At 59.2% G+C, this 23,416-nt stretch carries 21 protein-coding genes and 1 tRNA gene; 12 read left to right on the forward strand and 10 right to left on the reverse strand.

Going from position 1 to position 23,416, the window contains the following annotated elements; genetic code table 11:
- Positions 1-157: 157 nt before the first annotated feature.
- A complete protein-coding gene (locus BW958_RS06725; protein ID WP_076574965.1) occupies positions 158-2,641 on the forward strand; it encodes a penicillin-binding protein 1A in 2,484 nt (827 codons plus the stop codon).
- 28 nt (positions 2,642-2,669) lie between these two features.
- Here BW958_RS06725 and oxyR read toward each other — a convergent pair whose 3' ends face one another.
- The 3 genes from oxyR to tapT form a co-directional block, all read right to left on the reverse strand.
- Positions 2,670-3,566, reverse strand: a complete 897-nt coding sequence (gene oxyR, locus BW958_RS06730) for a DNA-binding transcriptional regulator OxyR (RefSeq protein ID WP_076575093.1) — start codon at positions 3,564-3,566, stop codon at positions 2,670-2,672.
- Between the two features lie 211 nt (positions 3,567-3,777).
- Complete coding sequence (gene yaaA / locus BW958_RS06735; RefSeq protein ID WP_076574966.1) at positions 3,778-4,554, reverse strand: peroxide stress protein YaaA; 777 nt, start codon at positions 4,552-4,554, stop codon at positions 3,778-3,780.
- A gap of 82 nt (positions 4,555-4,636) precedes the next feature.
- Positions 4,637-5,671 carry a type IVa pilus ATPase TapT gene (gene tapT, locus BW958_RS06740; RefSeq protein ID WP_076574967.1) on the reverse strand — a complete coding sequence of 345 codons (1,035 nt, stop codon included), beginning with the start codon at positions 5,669-5,671 and terminating at the stop codon, positions 4,637-4,639.
- Between the two features lie 39 nt (positions 5,672-5,710).
- On the opposite strand from tapT, the gene BW958_RS06745 reads away from it, so the two are divergent.
- The 5 genes from BW958_RS06745 to BW958_RS06765 are packed head-to-tail and all read left to right on the forward strand — an operon-like array spanning position 5,711 to position 8,545.
- Positions 5,711-6,412, forward strand: a complete 702-nt coding sequence (locus BW958_RS06745) for a YggS family pyridoxal phosphate-dependent enzyme (RefSeq protein ID WP_076574968.1) — start codon at positions 5,711-5,713, stop codon at positions 6,410-6,412.
- Positions 6,413-6,423: 11 nt separating this feature from the next.
- The gene (proC, locus tag BW958_RS06750; RefSeq protein ID WP_076574969.1) at positions 6,424-7,248 is read left to right on the forward strand and encodes a pyrroline-5-carboxylate reductase; all 825 of its coding nucleotides are present in this window, start codon (positions 6,424-6,426) and stop codon (positions 7,246-7,248) included.
- 9 nt (positions 7,249-7,257) lie between these two features.
- Entirely contained in the window at positions 7,258-7,809 is a 552-nt protein-coding gene (locus BW958_RS06755) for a YggT family protein (RefSeq protein WP_076574970.1), read from the forward strand.
- Positions 7,809-8,111, forward strand: coding sequence for a DUF167 family protein YggU (gene yggU, locus BW958_RS06760; protein WP_076574971.1), 303 nt, complete (start codon positions 7,809-7,811; stop codon positions 8,109-8,111). Before BW958_RS06755 ends, yggU begins: the two co-directional genes overlap by 1 nt.
- Positions 8,108-8,545 carry a DUF4426 domain-containing protein gene (locus tag BW958_RS06765; RefSeq protein WP_076574972.1) on the forward strand — a complete coding sequence of 146 codons (438 nt, stop codon included), beginning with the start codon at positions 8,108-8,110 and terminating at the stop codon, positions 8,543-8,545. The genes yggU and BW958_RS06765 overlap by 4 nt, the downstream gene beginning before the upstream one ends.
- On the opposite strand, the gene BW958_RS06770 is transcribed toward BW958_RS06765, so the two are convergent.
- From BW958_RS06770 to prfB, 3 genes are all read right to left on the reverse strand, one after another.
- Positions 8,546-8,962 carry a hypothetical protein gene (locus BW958_RS06770; protein ID WP_076574973.1) on the reverse strand — a complete coding sequence of 139 codons (417 nt, stop codon included), beginning with the start codon at positions 8,960-8,962 and terminating at the stop codon, positions 8,546-8,548.
- 133 nt (positions 8,963-9,095) lie between these two features.
- On the reverse strand, positions 9,096-10,631 hold the full coding sequence (gene lysS / locus BW958_RS06775; RefSeq protein WP_076574974.1) for a lysine--tRNA ligase: 1,536 nt from the start codon (positions 10,629-10,631) through the stop codon (positions 9,096-9,098).
- 22 nt (positions 10,632-10,653) lie between these two features.
- Positions 10,654-11,752 (reverse strand): peptide chain release factor 2 gene (prfB, locus tag BW958_RS06780; RefSeq protein WP_143233034.1). Its coding sequence is split into 2 segments (ribosomal slippage): positions 10,654-11,676 and positions 11,678-11,752, totalling 1,098 coding nucleotides; the frame shifts between segments, so codons are not numbered across the junction.
- Positions 11,753-12,015: 263 nt separating this feature from the next.
- Between prfB and BW958_RS06785 the strand changes: the two genes are divergently transcribed.
- Positions 12,016-13,887: a methyl-accepting chemotaxis protein gene (locus BW958_RS06785; protein ID WP_076574975.1), complete on the forward strand. Its 1,872-nt coding sequence runs from the start codon at positions 12,016-12,018 to the stop codon at positions 13,885-13,887.
- Positions 13,888-13,950: 63 nt separating this feature from the next.
- Here the strand turns inward: BW958_RS06785 and recJ are convergent, their stop codons facing one another.
- A complete protein-coding gene (recJ, locus tag BW958_RS06790) occupies positions 13,951-15,675 on the reverse strand; it encodes a single-stranded-DNA-specific exonuclease RecJ (RefSeq protein ID WP_076574976.1) in 1,725 nt (574 codons plus the stop codon).
- Between the two features lie 210 nt (positions 15,676-15,885).
- Between recJ and mscL the strand changes: the two genes are divergently transcribed.
- Positions 15,886-16,296 carry a large-conductance mechanosensitive channel protein MscL gene (mscL, locus tag BW958_RS06795; protein WP_076574977.1) on the forward strand — a complete coding sequence of 137 codons (411 nt, stop codon included), beginning with the start codon at positions 15,886-15,888 and terminating at the stop codon, positions 16,294-16,296.
- 58 nt (positions 16,297-16,354) lie between these two features.
- Here mscL and xerD read toward each other — a convergent pair whose 3' ends face one another.
- On the reverse strand, positions 16,355-17,242 hold the full coding sequence (gene xerD, locus BW958_RS06800; RefSeq protein WP_076574978.1) for a site-specific tyrosine recombinase XerD: 888 nt from the start codon (positions 17,240-17,242) through the stop codon (positions 16,355-16,357).
- Between the two features lie 94 nt (positions 17,243-17,336).
- Between xerD and fldB the strand changes: the two genes are divergently transcribed.
- The 3 genes from fldB (at position 17,337) to BW958_RS06815 (ending at position 20,761) form a co-directional block, all read left to right on the forward strand.
- Positions 17,337-17,855 (forward strand): flavodoxin FldB, encoded by a 519-nt coding sequence (fldB, locus tag BW958_RS06805; protein ID WP_076574979.1) that lies wholly within the window; start codon positions 17,337-17,339, stop codon positions 17,853-17,855.
- Positions 17,856-18,026: 171 nt separating this feature from the next.
- Positions 18,027-19,427, forward strand: a complete 1,401-nt coding sequence (locus tag BW958_RS06810; RefSeq protein ID WP_083687258.1) for a TldD/PmbA family protein — start codon at positions 18,027-18,029, stop codon at positions 19,425-19,427.
- Positions 19,427-20,761 carry a TldD/PmbA family protein gene (locus tag BW958_RS06815; protein ID WP_076574980.1) on the forward strand — a complete coding sequence of 445 codons (1,335 nt, stop codon included), beginning with the start codon at positions 19,427-19,429 and terminating at the stop codon, positions 20,759-20,761. Before BW958_RS06810 ends, BW958_RS06815 begins: the two co-directional genes overlap by 1 nt.
- A gap of 56 nt (positions 20,762-20,817) precedes the next feature.
- On the opposite strand, the gene BW958_RS06820 is transcribed toward BW958_RS06815, so the two are convergent.
- Positions 20,818-21,774, reverse strand: a complete 957-nt coding sequence (locus tag BW958_RS06820; protein ID WP_076574981.1) for a L,D-transpeptidase family protein — start codon at positions 21,772-21,774, stop codon at positions 20,818-20,820.
- 332 nt (positions 21,775-22,106) lie between these two features.
- Between BW958_RS06820 and BW958_RS06830 the strand changes: the two genes are divergently transcribed.
- On the forward strand, positions 22,107-23,048 hold the full coding sequence (locus BW958_RS06830) for a L,D-transpeptidase family protein (RefSeq protein ID WP_076574983.1): 942 nt from the start codon (positions 22,107-22,109) through the stop codon (positions 23,046-23,048).
- 267 nt (positions 23,049-23,315) lie between these two features.
- Here the strand turns inward: BW958_RS06830 and BW958_RS06835 are convergent.
- Positions 23,316-23,408, reverse strand: a tRNA-Ser gene (locus BW958_RS06835).
- Between the last annotated feature and the right edge of the window lie 8 nt (positions 23,409-23,416).

Below are 23,416 nucleotides of genomic sequence, written 5' to 3' on the forward strand. Positions count from 1 at the left end.
AGGCAGCGGGGTAATGAGCCATCACAAAGGGGGCTGATATCACAAAAGCATCCCGATACCATCTGGACCATGCAGGGGAAAAGCGTCGATTTCCCCCCTTTAAAAAAGCTATACTCTGCCCCCGTTGGCCAAATTTAATACGACCGGTAATCTCCCCATGCTGAAATGGCTTATGCGCCTGATGTTCGCCGGGTTGCTTTGTGTAGCACTCGGTGCTGCCGGGCTGCTCGGTATCTACTTCTACATCAAACCCCAGCTGCCTGATGTCAGCTCCCTGAAGGATGTGCAACTCGCCACCCCGATGCGGGTTTATAGCCGCGATGGCGAACTGATGGCCCAATACGGCGAAGTTCGTCGCATCCCGCTAAAACTCAGCGAGATTCCCCAGCCGATGATCGATGCGGTGCTCTCCACCGAAGATGCCCGTTTCTATGAGCACCCGGGGATCGACCCCATCGGTATTTTGCGAGCTGCCATTGCGGTTGCCGCCTCAGGTCATGCCAGTCAGGGTGCCAGTACCATCACCCAACAGGTGGCGCGTAACTTCTTCCTGACCAACGAGAAGACCATCATCCGTAAGGTCAAAGAGGTCTTTTTGGCTTGGCGTATCGAGCAGAATCTATCGAAAGATGAGATCCTCGAGCTCTATCTGAACAAGATCCCGCTTGGCTACCGCGCCTATGGTGTTGGGGCTGCGGCTCAGGTTTACTTCGGCAAGACCGTCGATCAGCTAAGCCTTGATGAAATTGCCATCATCGCCGGGCTGCCCAAGGCGCCGTCCCTGCTTAACCCGATCCGCTCCCCCGAGCGGTCGTTTGATCGCCGTAACGTGGTGCTTGGCCGGATGCTCGACACGGGCAAAATTACCCAATCCCAGTACGACGAATTCTCCAAAAAACCGGTGGTTGCCCGCTTTCACGGCGCCGAAATGACCCTCTACGCACCCTATCTCGGTGAGATGGTGCGCCAGAAGATGGTCGATCAGTTTGGTGAAGAGGCCTACACCATGGGTCTTAATATCACCACCACGGTCACCGCCAAGAACCAGAAGGCCGCCCGTGATGGGCTGCTCAAGGGGCTGCTCGACTACGATATGCGTCACGGCTATCGCGGTCCGGAAAAACAGCTGTGGCAACATGGGGAAGCGCCTTGGGGCACAGAGCAGTTGCTCAACTATCTCGCCAAGCAGCCCTCCTACAACCCACTGATCCCGGCCGTCGTCACGGCGCTCGACGATCGCAGTGCCGAAGTGCTGCTCAAAGATGGCCGCCAGGGTGAACTGGACTGGAACGCCATCAAGTGGGCTCGCGCCTTTATCAGTGACTCCCGCATGGGGCCGGCCCTGCGCAGTGCACGTGAGGCACTCAAAGTCGGTGCCCAGATCTGGGTTCGCGAAGAGGGTGAACGTCTGGTGCTTGGCCAGATCCCTGATGCCAACGCCGCGCTGGTTGCCCTCAACCCGCACAACGGGGCGGTTGAAGGACTGGTGGGTGGTTTTAGCTTCGAGCTCTCCAAGTTCAACCGGGTTGAACAGGCGCGCCGCCAGATCGGCTCCAATATCAAGCCGTTCCTCTATGCCACCGGCCTGGAGCATGGCTACACCCTGGCCTCGCTGATTAACGATGCCCCGATCAACCAGTGGGATGCCTCGTCCGGCAAGGCCTGGCAGCCGAAGAACTCACCGGCTATCTATGAAGGCCCGCTGCCGCTGCGCCAAGGGCTGGCCAAATCGAAGAACGTCATGTCGGTGCGCCTGCTGCGCGCCATCGGCATCAGCACCTTTGTCGATAGCCTGTCACGCTTTGGTTTCCCGCGTGATCAGATTGCCCCCTACGAGCCGCTGGCTCTGGGCGCCGCCGAATTCACCCCGATGGAAGTGGTGCGTGGCTATGCCGCTTTTGCCAACGGCGGTCATTTAGTGACGCCCTACTTCATCGACAAGGTCACCGACAACAACGGAACTGTGCTGTTTGAAGCTAAACCCAGCGTCACCTGCCCAAGCTGCGACGCGGCTCTACTGGCCCTGGGTGGCAACCCGCAACAGGTCAGTGGCGCCGATGCCACTCAACCGCTCGACAGCATGGCGACAGGTCCCTGCACTCCGCCAGCCGACGGCGCCAGCTGCGCACCGGCCGCCGTCTCGCCGGAGAGTGCCTTCCTGATCGCCGATACACTTAAGAGTGCCATCTGGGGTGGTAACGGCTGGCACGGAACCGCTGGACGTGCAGGCACCGATCTGCGCCGCCACGATATCGCCGGTAAGACTGGTACCACCAACGAGGCGCGCGACCTGTGGTTCTCGGGCTTTACCCCCAATCTGGTGGCCACTGCCTGGATCGGCTTTGATAATCACCAGCGCTCGCTGGGCGCCGGTGCCTTTGGTGGCAACACCGCCCTGCCGATCTGGAGCGAATTCATGAAAGTGGCGCTCAAGGATGTGCCCGAGCAGGAGATGGCCAAACCGGCTGACATCATCTCGGTACAGGTGGATCAGGAGACCGGGCTACTCAGTCGTGGTGGTGGTTATAGCGAGTTCTTCAAGCAGGGCACCGAGCCGACCCGCTATGGCGAACCGGCGGCAACCCCCAGCGACCCCTTCTCAGGCGGCGGCGAGAATATCTCGACTGACGATCTGTTCTGATAACGACGATGTGGAAAAAATGGCGGGATTATCCCGCCATTTTTGTTTTGATCAGCATGGCAATGCGCGCCGCCAGCTCATTAAAACAGGGGCGTCGCACCGAGTAGTGACGATAGAGCAGTGAGATGGTCCGGCTCGGTACCGGATTGATGACAGGACGATAGCTGACGCCCCCCTCTTCGCGCCCCGGCACCGCCAGCTGCGGGATCAGTGTCATGCCGTTACCGGCTGCCACCATGTTGCGCAGCGTCTCAAGACTGGTGCCCTTAAAGCGTTCATCCTCACCGACACCCGCCGCAAAGCAGAAACCGAGCGCCTGATCGCGCAAGCAGTGGCCGTCCGAGAGCATCAACAGACGCTGCCCTTCGAGCGCATCAAACGGCACCTTCCCATGGGTCGCCAGCGAACTGTTTTGCGGCACGGCCAACCACATCGACTCCTGGTAGAGCGGGATAGCGCCAAAGCCTTCCATACCTTCGGTTTCGGCCAGGATCAGGCAATCGAGCTCGCCGTCGTCGAGCCGCTTGAGCAGCTGATGGGTCTGCTCTTCATAAAGAAAGAAGTCGAGGCGGGGGAAATGTTGCCGCAGATCCTGAATGATATGAGGCAGCAGGTAAGGACCAACGGTTGGGATCAAACCGATGTGGATCTCGCCGGACATGGGCTCGGCAAAGTTCTGGGCTATCACCTTGAGCTCGCGTACTTCACGCAGCACCCGCCGCGCCTGGGCCGCCATCGCCTCACCAGCTGGCGTAAACAGCACCTTGCGTGAGGTGCGTTCAATCAGGATCACCCCCAGCTCATTTTCCAGCTTCTGGATCTGACCGCTCAGGGTCGGCTGACTGACAAAACAGCGTTCGGCTGCTTTGCGAAAGTGTTTCTCCTCTTCCAGCGCGACCAGATATTCAAGATCTCGCAGATTCATGCTCATCACCATCCTGCCTGTGATCGGGGCGCCCAGCATGCCCAATAATGGCACGAGGAACAACCGGCAGCATGCTAGGACGCAGGAAGAAAGGGTGAAAAAAAGACAAAAAAAAGCCGACGTCGTCCTGACATCGGCCCTCAAGAAAGTGCTTACAACAGAGGATTCATATACTCAGACCAAGGATCCGGCGAATGAGTTCCCCATTAATTCAATTTTTTTCTTCCCGCTTGAATATCAGGCTATCAGCCGTGGACTCTTGCGGAACAAAGTAGTACCCCTCGCTGGAGAACTCAGCGAGTTGTTCGACCCGGGTCAGTCGCTCTTGCAAGATCCAGCGCGCCATCATGCCGCGCGCCTTCTTGGCGTAAAAACTGATGATTTTGTACTGACCGTTCTTGCCATCCTTGAATACCGGCGTGACCACCCGCCCCTTGAGCCCGGCCGGTCGCACCGATTTGAAATACTCCTCGGAGGCAAGGTTGATCAGCACCTCGTCCCCCTGTTCAGCCAGTGCCTGATTGAGCTTATCGGTGATGATATCGCCCCAGAAGGCGTAGAGATCGCGGCCACGTGGATTATCAAGCCGGATCCCCATCTCCAGCCTATAGGGCATCATCAGATCGAGCGGTCGCAGCACCCCATACAACCCGGAGAGAATACGCAGATGCTGCTGGCTGTGAGCCAAGTCGGCCTCGCTAAAGCTCTCGACCGCCAACCCGGTGTAAACATCGCCCTTGAAGGCCAGCATCGCCTGACGAGCGCTATCGAGCGTGAAGTCAGGTTGCCACTGGGCATAACGAGCCGCATTAAGGCCCGCCAGCTTATCGCTGATCTTCATCAAGGAGCCGATCTCGGACGGCGCCAGCTGACGAGCCCGCTCAATCAGCACTTGGGAGTGATCCAGCAGCTCGGGTTGAGTAAAGGTTCGGGTCTGCAGGGGAGATTCGTAATCCAGCGTTTTTGCCGGAGAGACAACAATCAGCATAGGGCTCCTCACACAACGGCCTGTTTACCGCAGGTTAACATGTTCTCTGCCAGCTGGCAGCCACACTGAGCGGCCGCCCAGATCAGACACTGTTCGGATCCACCGCCTTGGCTCTGGCATCCTGCTGGGAGACATCGCCGCGCCCGACCAACTGCTTGAGCGCCTGATCCATGGTCTGCATGCCATGCACCATCCCGGTCTGGATCACCGAATAGAGCTGGGCCACCTTGTCTTCACGAATCAGATTTCGCACCGCCGGAATACCGATCATGATCTCGTGAGCAGCCACCCGCCCTCCCCCAATACGCTTGAGCAGCGTTTGCGAGATAACCGCTCGCAGCGACTCTGACAACATGGAGCGCACCATGTCCTTCTCGGCGCCCGGGAACACGTCGATGATCCGGTCTATCGTCTTGGCCGCCGACGAGGTGTGCAGGGTGCCAAACACCAGATGGCCGGTTTCAGCCGCGGTCAGCGCCAGACGAATGGTCTCAAGGTCGCGCAGTTCCCCCACCAGGATAATGTCGGGGTCTTCACGCAGAGCCGAGCGCAAGGCGTTACTAAAGCTCTTGGTATCGCGATGCACTTCACGCTGGTTGACCAGACAGCGCTTGTTTTGATGCACAAATTCGATGGGGTCTTCGATAGTCAGGATGTGGTGCTGAAACTGATCGTTGATGTAATCGATCATCGCCGCCAGCGTGGTTGATTTACCCGAACCGGTCGGGCCGGTCACCAGCACCAGACCACGCGGATATTCGGCAATCTTGCGGAAAATCTCCGGCGCCTGAATATCATCAAGGCTCAGCACGGTACTGGGGATAGTCCGAAACACGGCGCCGGCCCCCCGGGACTGCTGAAACGCGTTGACCCGAAAGCGGGCCATGCCGGGAATTTCGAACGAGAAATCCACCTCGTAGTTCTCTTCGAGCTCAGAGCGCTGTTGGTCATTCATGATGTCATAGACCAGGGCATGGACCTCGCGATGCTCGAGCGCCGGCAGGTTGATCTTGCGCATCTCGCCATCGACCCGAATCATCGGGGGCACCCCGGCAGAGAGGTGTAGATCCGACGCTTTATGCTTTACACTAAAGGCCAATAACTCTGTGATATCCATAGATTTGTCATTCCCCCATCAGCGGTCAAGAAATACACCATGAGCCAGATTGCCGAGCACCTTAAGCAAGTCGAGGCGCGCATTAGTCGTGCAGCCAGCGACGCAGGTCGCCCCAGCGGTGAGATTGCACTGCTGGCGGTTAGTAAAACCAAGCCACTGGACGCCATTGTAGAAGCATTTGAGCACGGTCAGCGCCGTTTTGGTGAATCCTATGCTCAGGAAGCGGCCGCCAAGATCGATGCACTGCGCCAAGACTCCCGCTTCGATGCCATCGAGTGGCACTTTATCGGTCCGCTGCAATCGAACAAGAGCCGGCTGGTTGCCGAGCGCTTTGACTGGGTACAAAGCGTCGATCGCAGCAAGCTGGTTGAACGTCTGCAACAGCAGCGCCCGGCCGACATGCCAGCGCTAAATGTCTGTCTGCAAATCAATATTAGCGGAGAGAGCAGTAAATCCGGAATGACGGAAGCGGCGATTTTCGAACTGGCCGCCGAGGTGGCCGCCTGTGATCGCCTCTGTCTGCGTGGCCTGATGGCGATTCCGGAGCACACCGACGACCTGACGCGGCTCGGAGAGCAGATGGCGCGCATGCAGCAACTGTTCACCCGCCTCAAGGCAGACTACCCCCAGATTGACACCCTTTCGATGGGCATGACCGAGGATCTGGAACCGGCCATCCACCATGGCAGTACCATGGTGCGGGTCGGTACCGCCATTTTCGGTGCCCGTGATTACTCATAAGCAGGATGCGTATGCAACACAGACAGATCGCCTTTATCGGTGCCGGCAACATGAGCCGCAGCATCATCATGGGGCTGGTGCGTTCCGGTTATCCGGCAACCCACATCACGGCCGCCAACCCGAGCCGGCCCAAGCTGGATGCACTGGCTCAAGAGTGTGGTATCCGCATCACACAGGACAACGCCGAGGCAGCCCGTCAGGCCGAGGTGATTGTGCTGGCCGTCAAGCCGCAACTGATGGCCCAGATGCTAACCGACCTGCTGGCACAACTGGGTTCGCTCGAGGGCAAATTACTGGTCTCCATTGCAGCGGGCATTAAGGTTGAGCGTCTCGCGCAGATGGCGGGCGGCCACCAGCGCATCGTGCGCTGCATGCCCAACACGCCGGCTCTGCTGGGGCTGGGGATGACCGGCCTCTATGCACCGGCGCATCTCGATGCCGCCGATCGCACCTTTACTGAAAAGATGCTGCAAGCCGTCGGCCAGACCCTGTGGGTGGCAGATGAGAGCGGCATCAACGGTGTGATTGCCGCCGCAGGCAGTGCGCCGGCCTATTTCTTCCTGTTTATGCAGGCCATCTGTGAAGAGGCCGAGCGGATGGGCTTTAGCCCTGAGCAGGCACGTCAGCTGGTACAGCAGACCGCGCTTGGCGCCGCCGCCATGGTCGAGCGCAATCCCGATCTCGCCCTCAGCCAGCTGCGTGAGCAGGTGACCAGCAAGGGCGGTACCACCGCCGAAGCCATCCGTACCTTCCAGGAGCAGGGGCTGATGGAGCTGACCGCCCACGCCATGCAGGCTGCTGTTCGCCGTGCCGGCGAGATGGAATCACTTTTTTAAGGAGCCTTGATGAATACCGCCTATTTCCTCATCAACACTGTTTTTGATCTCTACCTGATGGTCGTGCTGCTGCGTGTCTGGCTGCAGTGGGCCCGGGCCGATTTCTACAATCCGCTGAGCCAGATGGTGGTCAAGCTCACCAGCCCGGTGCTGGTGCCGCTGCGCCGTATCATTCCGGGGTTTGGCGGCATCGACTTTGCCGGCATTCTGCTGGCCCTGTTGGTGGCACTGGGCAAGTTGGCACTGCTCAAAAGCATGAACATCCTGCAGACCGACTGGATGACCATGTCGCTGTTTGCTCTGCTCACCGTGCTGAAAAAGGCTGGCGCCATGGTGTTCTGGGTACTGCTGATCCGCGCCATTCTGAGCTGGGTCAGCCAGGGCCGTAACCCGATTGAATACGTCATGCATCAGCTGACCGAGCCGTTCCTGCACCCGATCCGCCGCATTCTGCCGCCGCTGGGTGGTCTGGATCTCTCGGTGCTGGTTGCCTTTATCGCCCTGCAGGCGCTCAACTACCTGCTTGGCGACCTGTTTGGCCAGCTCTGGTTTCTGATCTGATGCCAGCCGTGACCTGGCAGGGGGATGAGCTGATCCTGCAACTGCTCATCCAACCCAAAGCCAGCCGCGACCAGATCGTCGGCCTGCACGGTGACGAGCTCAAAGTCGCGATCACGGCGCCGCCGGTGGATGGGCAGGCTAATGCCCATCTCATCAAATATCTGGCCAAGCAGTTCAAAGTGGCGAAGGGGCAGGTTACGGTGATCCGCGGCGAGTTGGGCCGTCACAAAACGCTCAGCGTTCTGGCGCCTAAACAGCTACCCGATGAAATCACGGCGCTACTCGCGGATATGCACGGATGAGTCGCCCTCTGCAGCTGTTGTTATCACTGCTGATGGCTCTGACTGCATGGCAGAGTATCGCCGCTGAGCCTTCGGCACAGACGCAGCAGGTGGGACGCTGGCAGGTGCACTACAGCGCCATCCCCTCCAGCTTTCTGTCACCGTCCATCACCCGTCAGTATCAGATTGAGCGCAGCCGCTACAACGGCATCATCACCCTTACCGTACTCGATGCTAAGGGCGTCGCCCAGAGCGTGGCTCTGAACGCCGAGGCGACCAACCTGACCGGCACCCGGCGCGAGCTCGCATTTCGGGAGATCAAAGAGGGGCCGGCCATCTATTACCTAGCCGAGATCCCCTATCGCAACGAGGACACCTGGCGCATCAAGGTGGCCTTGCTCGATCAGGGCGTCGCCCACGAACTGCAGTTTATGCACACCTTCTACGTCGATTAACTAGCCCGCCACGGGCAGCAGATGCAGCTCGGGCTCGCGCGCCGTCAGCAAATCCACCCACTGTCCTCCCGCTATGATGCGGTAATGGCGAATCGCTTCGTCGAGGTGTTTACCCCGCGACTCCTGGTGCCACCAGGCGAGCAGACGGGAGGGGGTGATGATCTGAATCGGCTCTTGCGCCGCATCATGGACCTCGCCAATGTCTTGCTCGGCCAGCGTCCGACACAGCAGAACCCCGTGAAAATAGACCCGCCCTTGCTCCAGCGGTGGCATATCGATGCTGCGTGAGCGCCCCAGCGTTACCGTGAGCGAGCTGCTCCACAGGTCATGATGCAGTGAAGAGATGACCAGCTCGCGCAGCTGGCGGGCTGGGGCCCAAGGGACGGCGACCTGTCCAGTGGTCAGTGGGTACTCCATACAAACCTCCCGCTACCGTTTTTTTGAGTGTAACCAGCATCGGGGTCGGCAAATCAAGTCATCCGGATGAAAAAAAGCCCCGACCAGAGGCCGGGGCTCATGTTGTCATCCTGCCGGGCAGGAAAACAGTGGCTTACTTTTGCGGGCGCAGGGCCGGGAACAGGATCACGTCGCGAATGGTGTGGCTGTTGGTGAACAGCATCACCAGACGGTCAATACCGATACCCTGACCGGCAGTCGGCGGCAGGCCGTGTTCCAGTGCCGTCACGAAGTCAGCGTCATAGAACATGGCTTCGTCGTCACCGGCTTCCTTCTGGGCCACCTGGGCACGGAAACGCTCGGCTTGGTCTTCGGCATCGTTCAGCTCGGAGAAGCCGTTGGCCAGTTCGCGGCCACCGATGAAGAACTCGAAGCGATCGGTCACTTCCGGGTTCTCGTCGTTACGACGGGCGAGCGGAGAAACAGCGGCCGGGTACTCGGTGATAAAGGTCGGTTGCAGCAGCATGTGCTCCACGGTCTCTTCGAAGATCGCGGTGATCACATGACCCAGCTCCCAGCTCTTCATCAGTTCGATGTGCAGACGCTTGGCAACGGCGGTGGCCTTCTCCAGTGTGGAGAGGTCATCACGGGTCACATCCGGGTTGAACTTCAGGATCGAATCAACCATAGAGAGGCGTTGGAACGGCTGACCGAAGTCGATCTCCAGACCCTCTTCACCCTCTTTGGCGTAACGGATCTTGGTGTCGCCAAGGATGTCTTGCGCCAGCGTGCGCAGCATCTCTTCGGTCAGATCCATCAGGTCGATGTAGTCGGCGTAGGCCATATAGAACTCGAGCATGGTGAACTCGGGGTTATGGCGAACCGAAATACCTTCGTTACGGAAGTTACGGTTGATCTCATACACGCGCTCGAAGCCACCCACCACCAGACGCTTGAGGTAGAGCTCAGGCGCGATACGCAGGTACATGTCGATGTCCAGCGCATTGTGGTGAGTCACGAACGGACGAGCCGACGCGCCACCCGGGATGACTTGCATCATCGGGGTTTCCACTTCCATGAACTGCTTGGCGTTCAGGAAGTTACGGATACCTTGAACCACCTTGGTACGCACCATGAAGGTCTTGCGCGACTCTTCGTTGGCAATGAGGTCAAGGTAACGTTGACGGCAGCGGGCTTCCTGATCGGTCAGACCCTTGTGCTTTTCCGGCAGCGGACGCAGCGCCTTGGTCAGCAGGCGGATGGTGGAGACGTGTACCGAGAGCTCACCGGTCTTGGTCTTGAACACGGTACCTTCGACACCGACGATGTCACCTAAGTCCCACTTCTTGAACTGTTCGTTGTAGAAGCCTTCCGGCAGGTCATCACGGGTCACGTAGACCTGGATCTTGCCAGCCATGTCCTGCAGGGTGGCAAATGCCGCTTTACCCATGATACGACGCGTCATGATCCGACCGGCAATTTTCACCCGTTTACCCAGAGCAGCCAGTTCTTCCTCAGATTTAGCGCCGAGCTCGGCGTGCAGTTCGCCGGAAAGGCTGTCACGACGGAAGTCGTTGGGGAAGGGGTTGCCCTGCGCACGCAGCGCAGCAAGCTTGGAGCGACGCTCTGCCATCTCGTTGTTGAGTTCCTGGCCGAGCTCGACTTCCGGAGTCATGGTTTGTTCAGACATGGTGATTCCTGATTGCTTCGTTTTACAGGCCTGATTTCAGGCTGGCTTCGATGAACTTGTCCAGATCCCCGTCCAGCACAGACTGGGTATTACGGGTTTCTACGCCGGTACGCAGATCCTTGATACGGGCATCATCCAGCACGTAGGAGCGGATCTGGCTACCCCAGCCGATATCGGACTTGGAGTCTTCCAGCGCCTGCTTCTCGGCATTCTGCTTCTGCAGCTCGTACTCATAGAGCTTGGCCTTGAGCTGCTTCATGCACTGATCTTTGTTTTTGTGCTGCGAGCGGTCGTTCTGGCACTGTACCACGATATTGGTAGGCAAGTGGGTGATACGAACCGCAGACTCGGTACGGTTTACGTGCTGACCACCGGCACCAGAGGCGCGGTACACGTCGATACGCAGATCGGCCGGGTTGATCTCGATATCGATATCGTCATCCACTTCCGGATAGACGAACACCGAGCAGAACGAGGTGTGGCGACGGCCACCGGAGTCGAACGGGGACTTACGCACCAAACGATGCACACCCGTTTCGGTACGCAGCCAGCCGTAGCCGTATTCGCCGGTGAACTTGATGGTGGCAGACTTGATACCGGCCACTTCCCCTTCGGAGCATTCAATCAGCTCCGGTTTAAAGCCGTGGGCATCACCCCAGCGCAGGTACATGCGCAGCACCATGTTGGCCCAGTCTTGCGCTTCGGTACCACCAGAGCCGGACTGGATGTCCAGATAGCAGTCAGACGCATCGTTGGGGCCGGAGAACATGCGGCGAAATTCCAGTTCGGCCAGCTTGGCTTCGAGCTCGTCGGCTTCGGCGACAGCTTCGTTGAAGGTCTCTTCATCTTCGCCTTCGACGGCGAGATCGACCAGCATGGCCACGTCATCAGCGCCACGGGTCAGGGTATCAATGGTCCCTACCACGTTTTCCAGGCTGACACGCTCTTTACCCAGTGCCTGGGCCCGCTCGGGCTCATTCCAGACATCAGGCTGTTCCAGTTCGGCATTGACTTCTTCCAGACGCTCTTTTTTGGCGTCGTAGTCAAAGATACCCCCTAAGAAGCTCGGTCCGCTCGGACAGCTCCTTAAGCTTGTTCAGTACGGGATTGACTTCAAACATCGTTAGCAACTCTCGGAATCGATGTGCACAGAAAGCGAAGTATTCTAGCGAATTGTGGAAGGAATAAACAGGCCTGACAGCAGGCACACAGGTCAAGGCCACACAATTTTTCTGTGATTGTCGAGCGGCTCCGTAGATAATGTCGCCGTCTTTATAGGGCGTACTATTCAGTTTTTCTCTGAATGTCCGCTATATGCAGGACACAAGGCTGACTTTGTGGTCGAAAGACCCTGTTAATGACAAGATCATAAGAAGAACCCTATATGAATAACCTGTCACTCAAGCAGAAAATTCTATTATCAGTGGCCCTGGCTCTATCGCTGGTCATTGCTCTATTATCCTGGAGAAGCTATACAGGACAGAAAGAGATCCTGTTGCAAGGGGCTCACGAGCAGGCAGAGCGCCTGGGAACGCAGCAGGCTGGTCGCATCAGCGAATGGCTCTCTGCCCGTCAGGACGTGATCAAGGCGCTGGCTGCCAAAGCCTCTGCCACCCCGCTGGATGCACTGCAACAAGCACAAGTCTCCGGCCGTTTCCAGCTGACCTACTACGGTGAAGCCACCGGCCAGATGCACGACTCCGATCCCACCATCAACCGTAGCGGTTACGATCCCCGCTCTCGCGGCTGGTATCAGGAAGCAAAAAACAAGGGCGCAGTGATCGTCACCCAACCCTACCTCGACGTCGCCTACAACATTTTGGTGGTGACCGTGGCCCAGCCGGTGGCTGGCGGTGTAGTGGGTGGTGACCTGTCGATCGCCTCTCTGGTGGAAGACGTCAACAAGATGGCCCTGCCGGCGGATGGCTTTGCCGTGCTGATGCACAAAGATGGCACCGTTATCGCCTACAAGGACGCCGCCAAGGCCATGAAACCGGCCACCGAGATCGACAACGATCTGACCAACGCCGTGATTGGACAAGCCAAGCTCAGCCACAACCTGATGCCGGTCTTCTTTGAAGGTGAAGGGCGTGACAAGCTGATGTGGGCCTCCGATGTGCCGGGCACCGACTGGCAGCTGGCACTGGTGCTGGACAAACAGACGCTGGAGGCACCCATCTCCTCCCTGCTGTGGACCCAGCTCTCCATCGCACTGGTGGTACTGGTGGTCAGCATCGTCGCCATCTCTGCGTTGGTTGGCATGCTACTTGGTCCGCTCACCAAGGTATCCCGGGCATTGGCCAGGATTGCCGATGGTAACGGCGATCTGACCCAACGCATCAAGATCGACACCCGTGACGAAGTGGGTCAACTGGCCGACAGTTTCAACCGTTTCGTCGGCAGCCAGCATCAGCTCATCACCCATATCCGACGTATGGCGCACGAGCTCGATGATGATGCCGAGCGCAGCCTGGTGACCAACCAGGAGGCGGTCAGCGAACTGCAGCGTCAGCAGCAGGAGGTGACCATGGTCGCCACTGCCGTCACCGAAATGGCCAGTGCCACCCAGGAGATCGCCAACAACGCCGAGAGCACTGCCGCTGCCGCCCAGCAATCGGCCCAGAGCAGTGAACAGGGTAAGCAGCTGGTACACCAGACCCGCAAGTCCATCAATGGTCTGGCAGAAGAGGTAGAGCAAGCCACGTCGGTCATCGGTGAACTGAGCCGTCATGCCCAGTCCATCTCCGGCATTCTCTCGACCATTCAGGGCATCGCCGAGCAGACCAACCTGTTGGCACTGAACGCAGCCATTGAAGCGGCGCGTGCTGGTGAGCAGGGTCGTGGCTTTGCCGTGGTCGCTGATGAGGTGCGGGTGCTCTCCAAGCGTACCCAGGACTCCACTCAGGAGATCCACTCCACCATCGAGACCCTGCAGCAGACCACCAACCGTGCAGTCAGCCTGATGCAGACCAGCCAGCAGTTGGCAGGTAACAGCGTGCAGGATGCCGATGCGGCTGCCAAGGCGCTGGAAGAGATCACTCAGGCCATCGCAGTTATCTCCGACATGGCGGGCCAGATTGCTACCGCCGCCGAAGAGCAGACCCAGGTGACTGGTGAGATCACCCAAAACACCACCGCCATCAAGGATGTGACCGACGAGATCACTGCCGCCGCAATGCGCGATCTGGATCAGGCCCGCAACCTCAAGAGCCGTGCTAACGAGCTCAACAAGGAAGTGGCGACCTTTATCCTGTAACGGATGCCTCAAATAAGCAGCCCGGCAACTCGCCGGGCTTTTTATTGCTTGTTTATCAGAGTATTACAAGGCTTCGAGGTGCTCCACCAGCAGCTGAACCGAGCGATTGCCGCGCCATTCGTTGATATCAAGGCGATAGACCAGCCGCACCCGCTTGACCGTGGCATCCGGCCAGCGGCGCAGATCCACGCCAAAGGCGATGGCATCGAGCGCCAGACCGGAATCGGTGCTGAGCACCAGCTTGAGGTGCTTTTCACCCACCAGGCGCTGCTGCACCAACGTGAACTCACCGTCAAACAGCGGCTCGGGGAAGGCTTGCCCCCAAGGGCCGGCGGCGCGGATCAGTTCGGCCATCTCGAGGCTCAGCTCATCATCAATCAGCGTGCCGTCGGTGAGCAGCTCTCCGGTCAGTAACTCGGGGGTCACCAGCTCGGCGATCACCGCTTCAAACGCGCTGCGAAACGCATCGATACGATCCTTGGGCAGCGACAAGCCGGCGGCCATGGCGTGACCGCCAAATTTGGTGATGATGCCGGGATAACGGGTATCGAGCAGCTCAAGGGCATCACGCAGGTGCACACCGGGGATGGAGCGCCCCGAGCCTTTAAATTCTGTTGCGCTGCTCTCGGCAAAGGCGATCACCGGCCGGTAGTACTTCTCCTTGACTTTGGAGGCTACCAGCCCGACCACGCCCTGGTGCCAGTCGGCCCGGTGCAGCACGATGCCACAAGGCACTTCCCCTTCACGAAACCGCAGCTGCTCGAGCGTCGCCAGCGCCTCTTGCTGCATGCCCAGCTCGATCTCTTTGCGCTCCTGATTGAGGCTGTCCATCTCGACCGCCAGCTGGCGCGCCAGCGCCATGTCATCGCTGAGCAGACACGCCACGCCGAGCGACATGTCATCGAGCCGTCCCACCGCGTTAAGACGTGGACCGAGGGCAAAGCCGAGGTCAGCGGCGGTCAGGCGACGCGCATCACGGCGTGACACGTCAATCAGCGCCTGAATACCCGGTCGGCAGCGGCCGGCGCGAATACGCTGCAAGCCCTGATGCACCAGAATCCGGTTGTTACCGTCAAGCGCCACCACGTCCGCCACCGTGCCGAGCGCCACCAGATCGAGGTAATCGGCGACATTGGGTGTCTTCACGCCGCGCTCTTGATACCAACCGCTCTGCTTGAGGCGGGTATTGAGGGCAGCCATTAGATAAAACGCCACCCCGACGCCGGCCAACGACTTGGAGGCAAACGGGCAGCCACGCTGGTTGGGATTGACGATGGCATCGGCCTGCGGCAGCTCATTGCCCGGCAAGTGGTGATCGGTGACCAGCACCTGCATACCGGCCGCCTTGGCCGCCGCGACCCCGGCGATGCTGGAGATGCCGTTATCCACCGTCATCAGCAGATCGCAGCCGCGCATCACTGCCAACTCGACAATCTCGGGGGTGAGGCCATAGCCATATTCAAAGCGGTTGGGCACCAGAAAATCGACGTGGCGTGCCCCCATGGCGCGCAGCGCCAATACGCACAGCGCCGAGCTGGTCGCCCCATCGCAATCGAAATCCCCGACAATCAGGATACGCTGCTCAGCGCGCAGGGCGGTCTCGAGCAGCACAACGGCCTGCTCCATGCCCAACAGTTGCTGGGGAGGAAGCAGCGACGCCGCAGAGCGCTCGAGCAGGGCGGGATCATCCACACCGCGACTGGCAAGGATTTGGCGCAGCAAGGGATGGAGAGTTTCAGGCAGGTGGGAATCATCTACCCGGGGACGACGACGGATAAGCAGGCTCATGGACGGTCAGATTCTATAGGGGCCGAAGAAGTGGCTGCACGCCACCGGCAAACACGATGTAACGCAGGATCGCACTCCCACCGGTTTCTGGCAAATTCAATTGGCTGGTCACTCAGTAGAAATGCTATCCAAATGGGTTCACTCCCTAGGCAAGCTGCCCGCCATGTGTGAGACTGCGATCGCTCATTATCAACATCTTTCGGAGGGACCATGAGCCTGCTTCAAGAGTTCAAGGCGTTTGCTGCCCGCGGCAATGTCATCGACATGGCGGTCGGTATCATCATCGGCGCCGCATTTGGCAAGATTGTCTCCTCGTTCGTCGGGGATGTGATCATGCCGCCGATTGGCCTGCTGCTGGGCGGAGTGGATTTCAGCGATCTCTCCATCACGCTCAAGGCGGCAGAAGGCAGTGCCCCCGCCGTGGTCATCGCCTACGGCAAATTTATCCAGACCATCGTGGATTTTCTGATCATCTCTTTTGCCATCTTTATGGGACTCAAGGCCATCAATACCCTCAAGCGCAACGAGGCCGAAGCGCCGGCCGAGCCGCCAGCCCCTACGCTGGATCAGAGCCTGCTAACCGAGATCCGCGACCTGCTCAAATCCCAACAGCCGAAATAAGCGCGCTGAGCCCATGAAAAAAACGCCTGCTGGCGTTTTTTTCATTCTGGCCTGGCCATCAGGCTCGGGGATGGTGTTCGCCGTGCAATAGCTTGAGCCGCTCACCGGCGACGTGGGTATAAATCTGGGTGGTCGAGAGATCCGAGTGGCCGAGCAACATCTGCACCACGCGAAGGTCTGCCCCGTGATTGAGCAGATGGGTGGCGAAGGCGTGGCGCAGAGTGTGCGGCGAGAGTTCACCGGCAATCCCTGCGCGAATCGCATAGAGCTTGATGCGGTGCCAGAAGGTTTGCCGGGTCATCATGCGCCCCAGACGGGAGGGAAACACCACGTCGCTGCTGCCATCGGCAATCAGCAAGCCGCGCCCCTCACGATAGTAACGCTCGAGCCAGTACATCGCCTCCTCGCCCATCGGCACCAACCGCTCCTTGCTCCCCTTGCCCACCACCCGCACCACCCCTTGGCGCAGGCTGACATGCTCGGCGCACAGACCGACCAGCTCGGAGACCCGCAGCCCGGTGGCGTACAAGAGTTCAAGCATCGCCTTGTCACGCAGCTCAATCGGGTCATCGAGCAGCGGTGCCGCAAGCAGGGCTTCGACCTCGGTCTCCGACAGATCGCCCGGCAGATGCTTGGGCAGTTTTGGCCCCTCAAGCAGCACGGTGGGATCGTCGCTGCGCAGCTTTTCCCGGTTGAGATATTGATAAAAGCGGCGCAGGGCACTTAAGAAACGGGCGGTGGAGGTGGCAGCAAAGCCTTGGTCGATACGCCAGGCCAGATAGTGCTGCAAGGTGTCGAGATCGGCCAGCAGCAGCGAGCTGCCCTCGGTATCGAGCCAGGTGGCGAACTTTTCCAGATCGGTACGATATGAGACCAACGTGTTATCGGACAGTCCGCGCTCCAGCCACAGCACATCGAGAAATGAGGAGATCAGGGGGTGATTCATGGCGCCTCCGCAGCAGTTGCCCCATTGTAACCGAGCCTGCAGGTCGCGGTGCATTTTGTTAATATGGGGCCCCGTCCACAAGTCTGGCACCACGATGAAGATTGGTCTGTTTTACGGCTCCACCACCTGTTACACCGAAATGGTGGCCGAGAAGATCCGCGATCTGATTGGCCCCGAACTGGTCGATATTCACAACATCAAGGATGTCTCCCTGCAGCGGATGCGGGAGTACGACATTCTGATCCTCGGCATTTCCACCTGGGATTTCGGCGAACTGCAGGAGGACTGGGAGTCCCACTGGGATGAGCTCGACGGCGTCCACCTCGACGGCCAAATCATTGCACTGTTTGGCCTTGGCGATCAGCTCGGCTATGGTGAGTGGTTCCAGGATGCCCTCGGCCTGCTGCACGACGTGCTGCTAACCAAACCGGTCAAACTGGTGGGCTACTGGCCCAACGAAGGCTACGAATTTGACGCATCCAAGGCGCTGATCGACGACGGTCGCCACTTTGTCGGCCTGGCGCTGGATGAGGCCAATCAGTACGATCAAACCGATACCCGCATCGCCCGCTGGGTCGAGCAGATCCTCAGCGAGATCCAGAGTCTGCTGTAAGCGCCCACAGCTCGGCGCCATTGAGGGCATCGATAGTCCCAATCGCCCCGATTGGCCAAGGCCCCTTCGTGACAGCGGACGCCACCTCTGTCACTCTTTCGGATAACCCCTCTCACGGGCACGGTGGCGCCGCCATTGGCTGGCCGGCGCCAATCAGACAAGGAGTTTTTCATGACCTCATTTCATCTGCTCGATAGCAAGATTGCCGGGGATGTGCTCGATCACGCGCTGGCGCTGGGCGCCGATTTTGCCGAGCTGTTTGTCGAGCGGCGCCGACGCAGCCAGGTGAGCCTGCTCTCCAGCCAGGTTGAGAGCATCAGCGGTGGGCTCGATTTTGGTATCGGCATCCGTCTTTGCTATGGCCATAAGGTGCTCTACGGTTACACCAACAGCAGCGAGCCAGCCGAACTGCTGCGCATCGTCACCTTGCTGGCGGGAAAAGATCGCCGCGATCCGCAGGTCACTCGCCAGGCATTCGACTTCACTACGCCGCTTGATCACCATCCAGTGCGCCAACCACTGCATGAAGATCGCCTGCTCGAAGCCAAAATTGCCTACCTGATGACGCTGGATCACACCGCCCGCGCCGAAAGCCCGCTCATTACCCAGTTCAGCGGCAATGCGCTTGGCTGGGAGCAAGAGATCAGCATCTTTAACTCGGAAGGGTTGCAAGCCAGCGACCGCCGCCATTACAACCGGATCATGGCCCAGGCCATCGCCATGAAAGAGGGCGAGCAGAGCGTCGGCTATGAAGCGCCCGGCGCCCTGATGGGGTGGGAACACAGCCAGCAGATTGACCCGGTTGCGCTGGCCCAAACGGCCGCGCGGCAAGCGCTGATCAAACTCGGCGCCGCCCCCTGCCCCTCCGGCACACTGCCCGTCATCATGGATAACGGCTTTGGCGGCGTGATTTTCCACGAAGCGTGCGGCCATCTGCTGGAAACCACCTCGGTGGCCAAGAAAGCCTCGGTCTTTCACGACAAGATGGGCGAGCAGATTGCCAATCTGGCGGTCAGCGCCGTGGATGAAGGGCTCTCGGTCAATGCCTGGGGTTCAATCAACATCGACGATGAGGGGATGCCGACCCAGCGCACCCAGCTCATCAAGGATGGCGTGCTGACCGGATTTCTGGTTGACCGAATGGGCGCTCTCAAGACCGGTTATGCGCGCACCGGCTCGGGGCGCCGCGAATCCTATAAATTCGCCCCCACCTCGCGCATGCGCAACACCTATATCGAAGCCGGCCCGCACAGCCTGGACGACATGCTTGCCAGCGTGGATTACGGTATTTATGCCAAGAAGATGGGCGGCGGCTCGGTGCAGCCGGGCACCGGTGAGTTCAACTTCAACGTGCAGGAAGCCTATCTGGTCGAGAAGGGCAAGATCACCAAGCCGCTCAAATCCGCCACGCTGATCGGCACCGGTCCGCAGGTGCTGCAGCAGATCTCCATGGTCGGCAACAACCTGGCGCTGGCCGCCGGGATGTGCGGCTCGGTGTCGGGCTCGGTGCCCACCACGGTCGGTCAGCCGGCCCTCAAGGTAGACAGCATTCTGGTGGGAGGAAACGCCTGATGAGCGATATGAAACAGATGATGGAGCGACTGCTCGACAAGGTCGCCACACTCGGGGCCGAAGCCGATCTGATTGCCAGCAGCGATCAGGCGCTCTCTCTCAAGGCCGACAAGGGCGAACTCTCGGAGTACAAGGTTACCAGCAGTCGTCAGATTGGCATTCGCCTGATCCGGGATGGCCGGGTGGGAATTGCCTACTCCGAGGCGCTTGATGACGCATCGCTCGATGCCATGCTGCAAGATGCGCTCGATGCCAGCCGCTTTGCGCGCCTCGACCCAGACCAGCAGATCGCTATCAGCAACAGCCAACTGCACACCGCCGATCCCGAGATTGACCAGCCTGACCAGACGCCGATCGAGGAGAAGATCGCGCTGTCACTGGCGCTCGAGAGCGAGATGCTGGCACGCCCCGGGGTCAAGAGCGCCCCGTACAATGCCTATTACGAAGGGCGCAGCGAGCTGTGGCTGGCCAACAGCCACGGCACCTTCTGCCAGCATCGGGAGGGCAGCGTCGGCGCCTACACCACGGCGCTTATTGAGCAGGAGGGTCGCCAGTCGATGTTCTATCGCGGCCAAAGCGGCCGCAGCTTTGCAGAGCTCAGCCCCCGCCCGCTGATGGATGACATCTACCAGACCGCCTCAGCACTCTTGACCGGCGAGGCAGTGCCGACCGGCCACTACAGCGTCATCTTCGCCATCAACGCCCTGAGCGAGCTGATAGGCTGCTTCTCTGCCGCTCTTTCCGGCAAATGGGCCATGCAGGGGATCAACCCCTGGCGCGATAAGCTGGGGCAACACGTTGCCAGCCCCTGGCTGACCTTAGAGAGCCGCGCCAGCATGGCAGGCGGTATGCGCATCAAGGCGTTTGATGGCGAGGGGATGGCCACCTCGGACCTGCGCCTGATTGGCGCCGGTCAGCTGGATAACCTGCTGCACAACAGCGCGACCGCTCGCCACTTTGGCGTCACCAGCAACGGCTGCGCGGCGCGCGGACCGCGCTCGAGCCTGGACGTGGCGCCGCGTCATCTGGTGCTAGCGGCCGGACCCCATAGCGATGCCGAGGTGCAGGAGGGTCGCTACCTGGAGCTGATCAAGCTTGACGGACTTCACTCCGGGGCCGATCCGGTCAGCGGCGACTTCTCGTTTGGCGCATCAGGCTTTCTGTGTGAGCGCGGTGAGCGAGTCCAGCCGGTACGCGGTATTACCGTAGCCGGTAACTTCTACCGTCTGCTCAATGAGATAGAAGCCATGGGTCAGCACGTTTATGCCGACGATGGCCGCGATTTCTATGCCCCGACCATCCGCTTTGGCGGACTCAACGTCGCCGGCAAATAAACTGCCTGCATGAAAAACGGCGCCGTCAGGCGCCGTTTTTGTCTCTGAGTGTGAGATCAGAACAGTTCGTCATGATTGACCGGCTCACCGGTCGCCGCCTTGTTGTTGATGCGCATCGGGATACCGGTGCGCTGCTCCAGCGCTTGTTTGACCACCTTGGAGTTGGTCTCTTTGCTGGCGATAAAACGAGTCAGCGCCGGGGTCATCGGCAACGGCACGATACCATTCGATTTATACTCCTCTTCGCTGCGCGACAGCGGCTGGTGCACTTCCAGATAGCGGCTGCCATCGGGCTCGAGACTCTTCTTCACCGGCTGGTTGATAAACTGAACGCGAGTACCCACCGGCACTTTCTTAAACAGGAATTCGATATCGTCATTGCGCAGACGTACGCAGCCGCTGCTCACCCGCAGACCAATGCCGAAGTTGGCGTTGGTGCCATGAATCGCATACAGGTTACCGATATAGAGCGCAAACAGCCCCATCGGGTTGTCCGGACCAGCCGGCCACACCGCAGGCAGGGTTTCACCGCGCGCCGCATAACGACGACGGATGTTTTCAGTCGGTGTCCAGGTCGGGTTGGCACGCTTGCGCTCTACCTTGGTCACCCAGTTCTCCGGGGTACCCGCCCCCAGTTGACCAATGCCGATGGGCAGCACATGCACCTTCTTCTCCCCTTTCGGGTAGTAGTAGAGGCGCATCTCGGCTAGGTTGATGATGATCCCCTCATGCACAGTGTCAGGCAGCAGCAACTGATGTGGAATGACCAATTTGCTGCCAGGCCTCGGCAGATAAGGATCAACGCCGGGGTTGGCCTCCAGCAGATTGGTCAGCCCGAGCTGGAACTGGGCTGCAATCTGCTCGAGCGAGTGGCCATCATTGGGCACCACATACTCAATGTTTTTGCCGATCAGGCGGCTGCCCTCGGTCGGCAGTGCATACTCGATTGCTGCCGCTGGCAGCACCTTGCAAAGCAGCCCCGTCAACAGGGCCAGGGATTGCCAGGATTTCATCACGGTGTCTTGACTCCTCGCTGCCACGCAGGCAGACCTCTAAACACGCCAATATGAACAGTATTTGTCCAACAGCGTCACTCTGATAGCAAGAGAGACATTTTCCGCAATGATTTCTGCACGCAGGATGAATGCCCGTAATATTGTCTGTTTGAGGCTCAGCTGAGTAAGGCAGGATATGACGCGACGTTTTTTGGGGATTTCTGTGATCCACCCGTTGAAATTTTGCGCTCTACAGGGAAAAATGCCGCCCTCGGCCATGCATTTTGCTCCGTGACGGAGCGTGCGCTGGCCTGATATCCACGCCGTATCAACAACCAACAGGTTACTGTATGAAGATCGTCCGCCTTGCTGCCGCGACTCTGCTGGGGGGCTTTGCGCTCACCACCCTTTCTGCCCAGGCACTTGAATACTCCCTTCCTTCTGCCGGCAGCCGTCTTATCGGTGAAAACCAGGAGTACGTCGTCCCCAATGATGGCCGGGCGCTGGAAGCGATTGCCGCTGAAGTACAACTGGGTTTGACCAATGTGATGGAGGCTAACCCTGGCGTTGACCCCTATCTGCCCAAGCCCGGCAGTACGCTGGTGATCCCTCATCAGTTGATCCTGCCGGATGCACCTCATGAAGGCATCGTGATCAACGTGGCCGAAATGCGCCTCTACTACTACCCCAAGGGTCAGAAGGTGGTAGAAGTACTGCCGATCGGTATCGGCCAGCTGGGCAAGGACACACCGGAAAACTGGGTCACCAAGATCCAGAGCAAGCGTCCGAACCCGACCTGGACCCCGACCGCCAAGGTGCACGCTGAATATGCTGCGCGTGGTGAGTACCTGCCTGCCGTCGTCCCGGCCGGTAAGGACAACCCGATGGGCCTGTTTGCCATGTATATCGGCAACCTGTATGCCATCCACGGCACCAACGCCAACTTCGGCATCGGTCTGCGGGTGAGCCACGGTTGTGTGCGTCTGCGTAACGACGACATCGAATACCTGTTCAAGAAAGTCCCGGTCGGTACCCGCGTTCAGTTTGTGAACCAGCCGGTCAAGAGCACCGTCGAGCCGGATGGCAAGCGTTATCTGGAAGTGCACGAGCCGCTGTCACGCACCGAAGATGAGTTCAACTCTACCGCCTCTGCTCCGCTGCCGATGACCCCGGCCCTGACCCGCTTTATCGCCCACAAGGACACCGATTCGCGCATCGTCAAGCAAGTGCTGGAACAGCGCACCGGCATGCCGGTTCTGACCAATCCGGGCAACCAGGCTTCTGATATCTAATCACCTTGGTGATTGCACAAAACGGCGCTTCGGCGCCGTTTTTTATTGCCACTTAGCCGAACGCCGCAGCAAGCATCGCCCAGCGTGGATTGGTATGGATATACCCAAGCGTCGTTTTGAACAATCAGATACAGGATAGGGCGGCGGTAGTTACCGAGCTTTGATAACGCATTCCATAGGATGAGTACAGAGCGGTAGACATGGTGGCGAGGGAATGAAGAGGGCCCATAAACAAAAAGAGCCCACCGGAGTGGACTCTTTTAGAAATGGCGGTGAAGGAGGGATTCGAACCCTCGATGCGGGTATAAGCCGCATACTCCCTTAGCAGGGGAGCGCCTTCAGCCTCTCGGCCACCTCACCGCTGAGAA

The sequence above is a fragment of the Aeromonas sp. RU39B genome (genome assembly GCF_900156095.1).
Classification (GTDB): Bacteria; Pseudomonadota; Gammaproteobacteria; order Enterobacterales; family Aeromonadaceae; genus Aeromonas.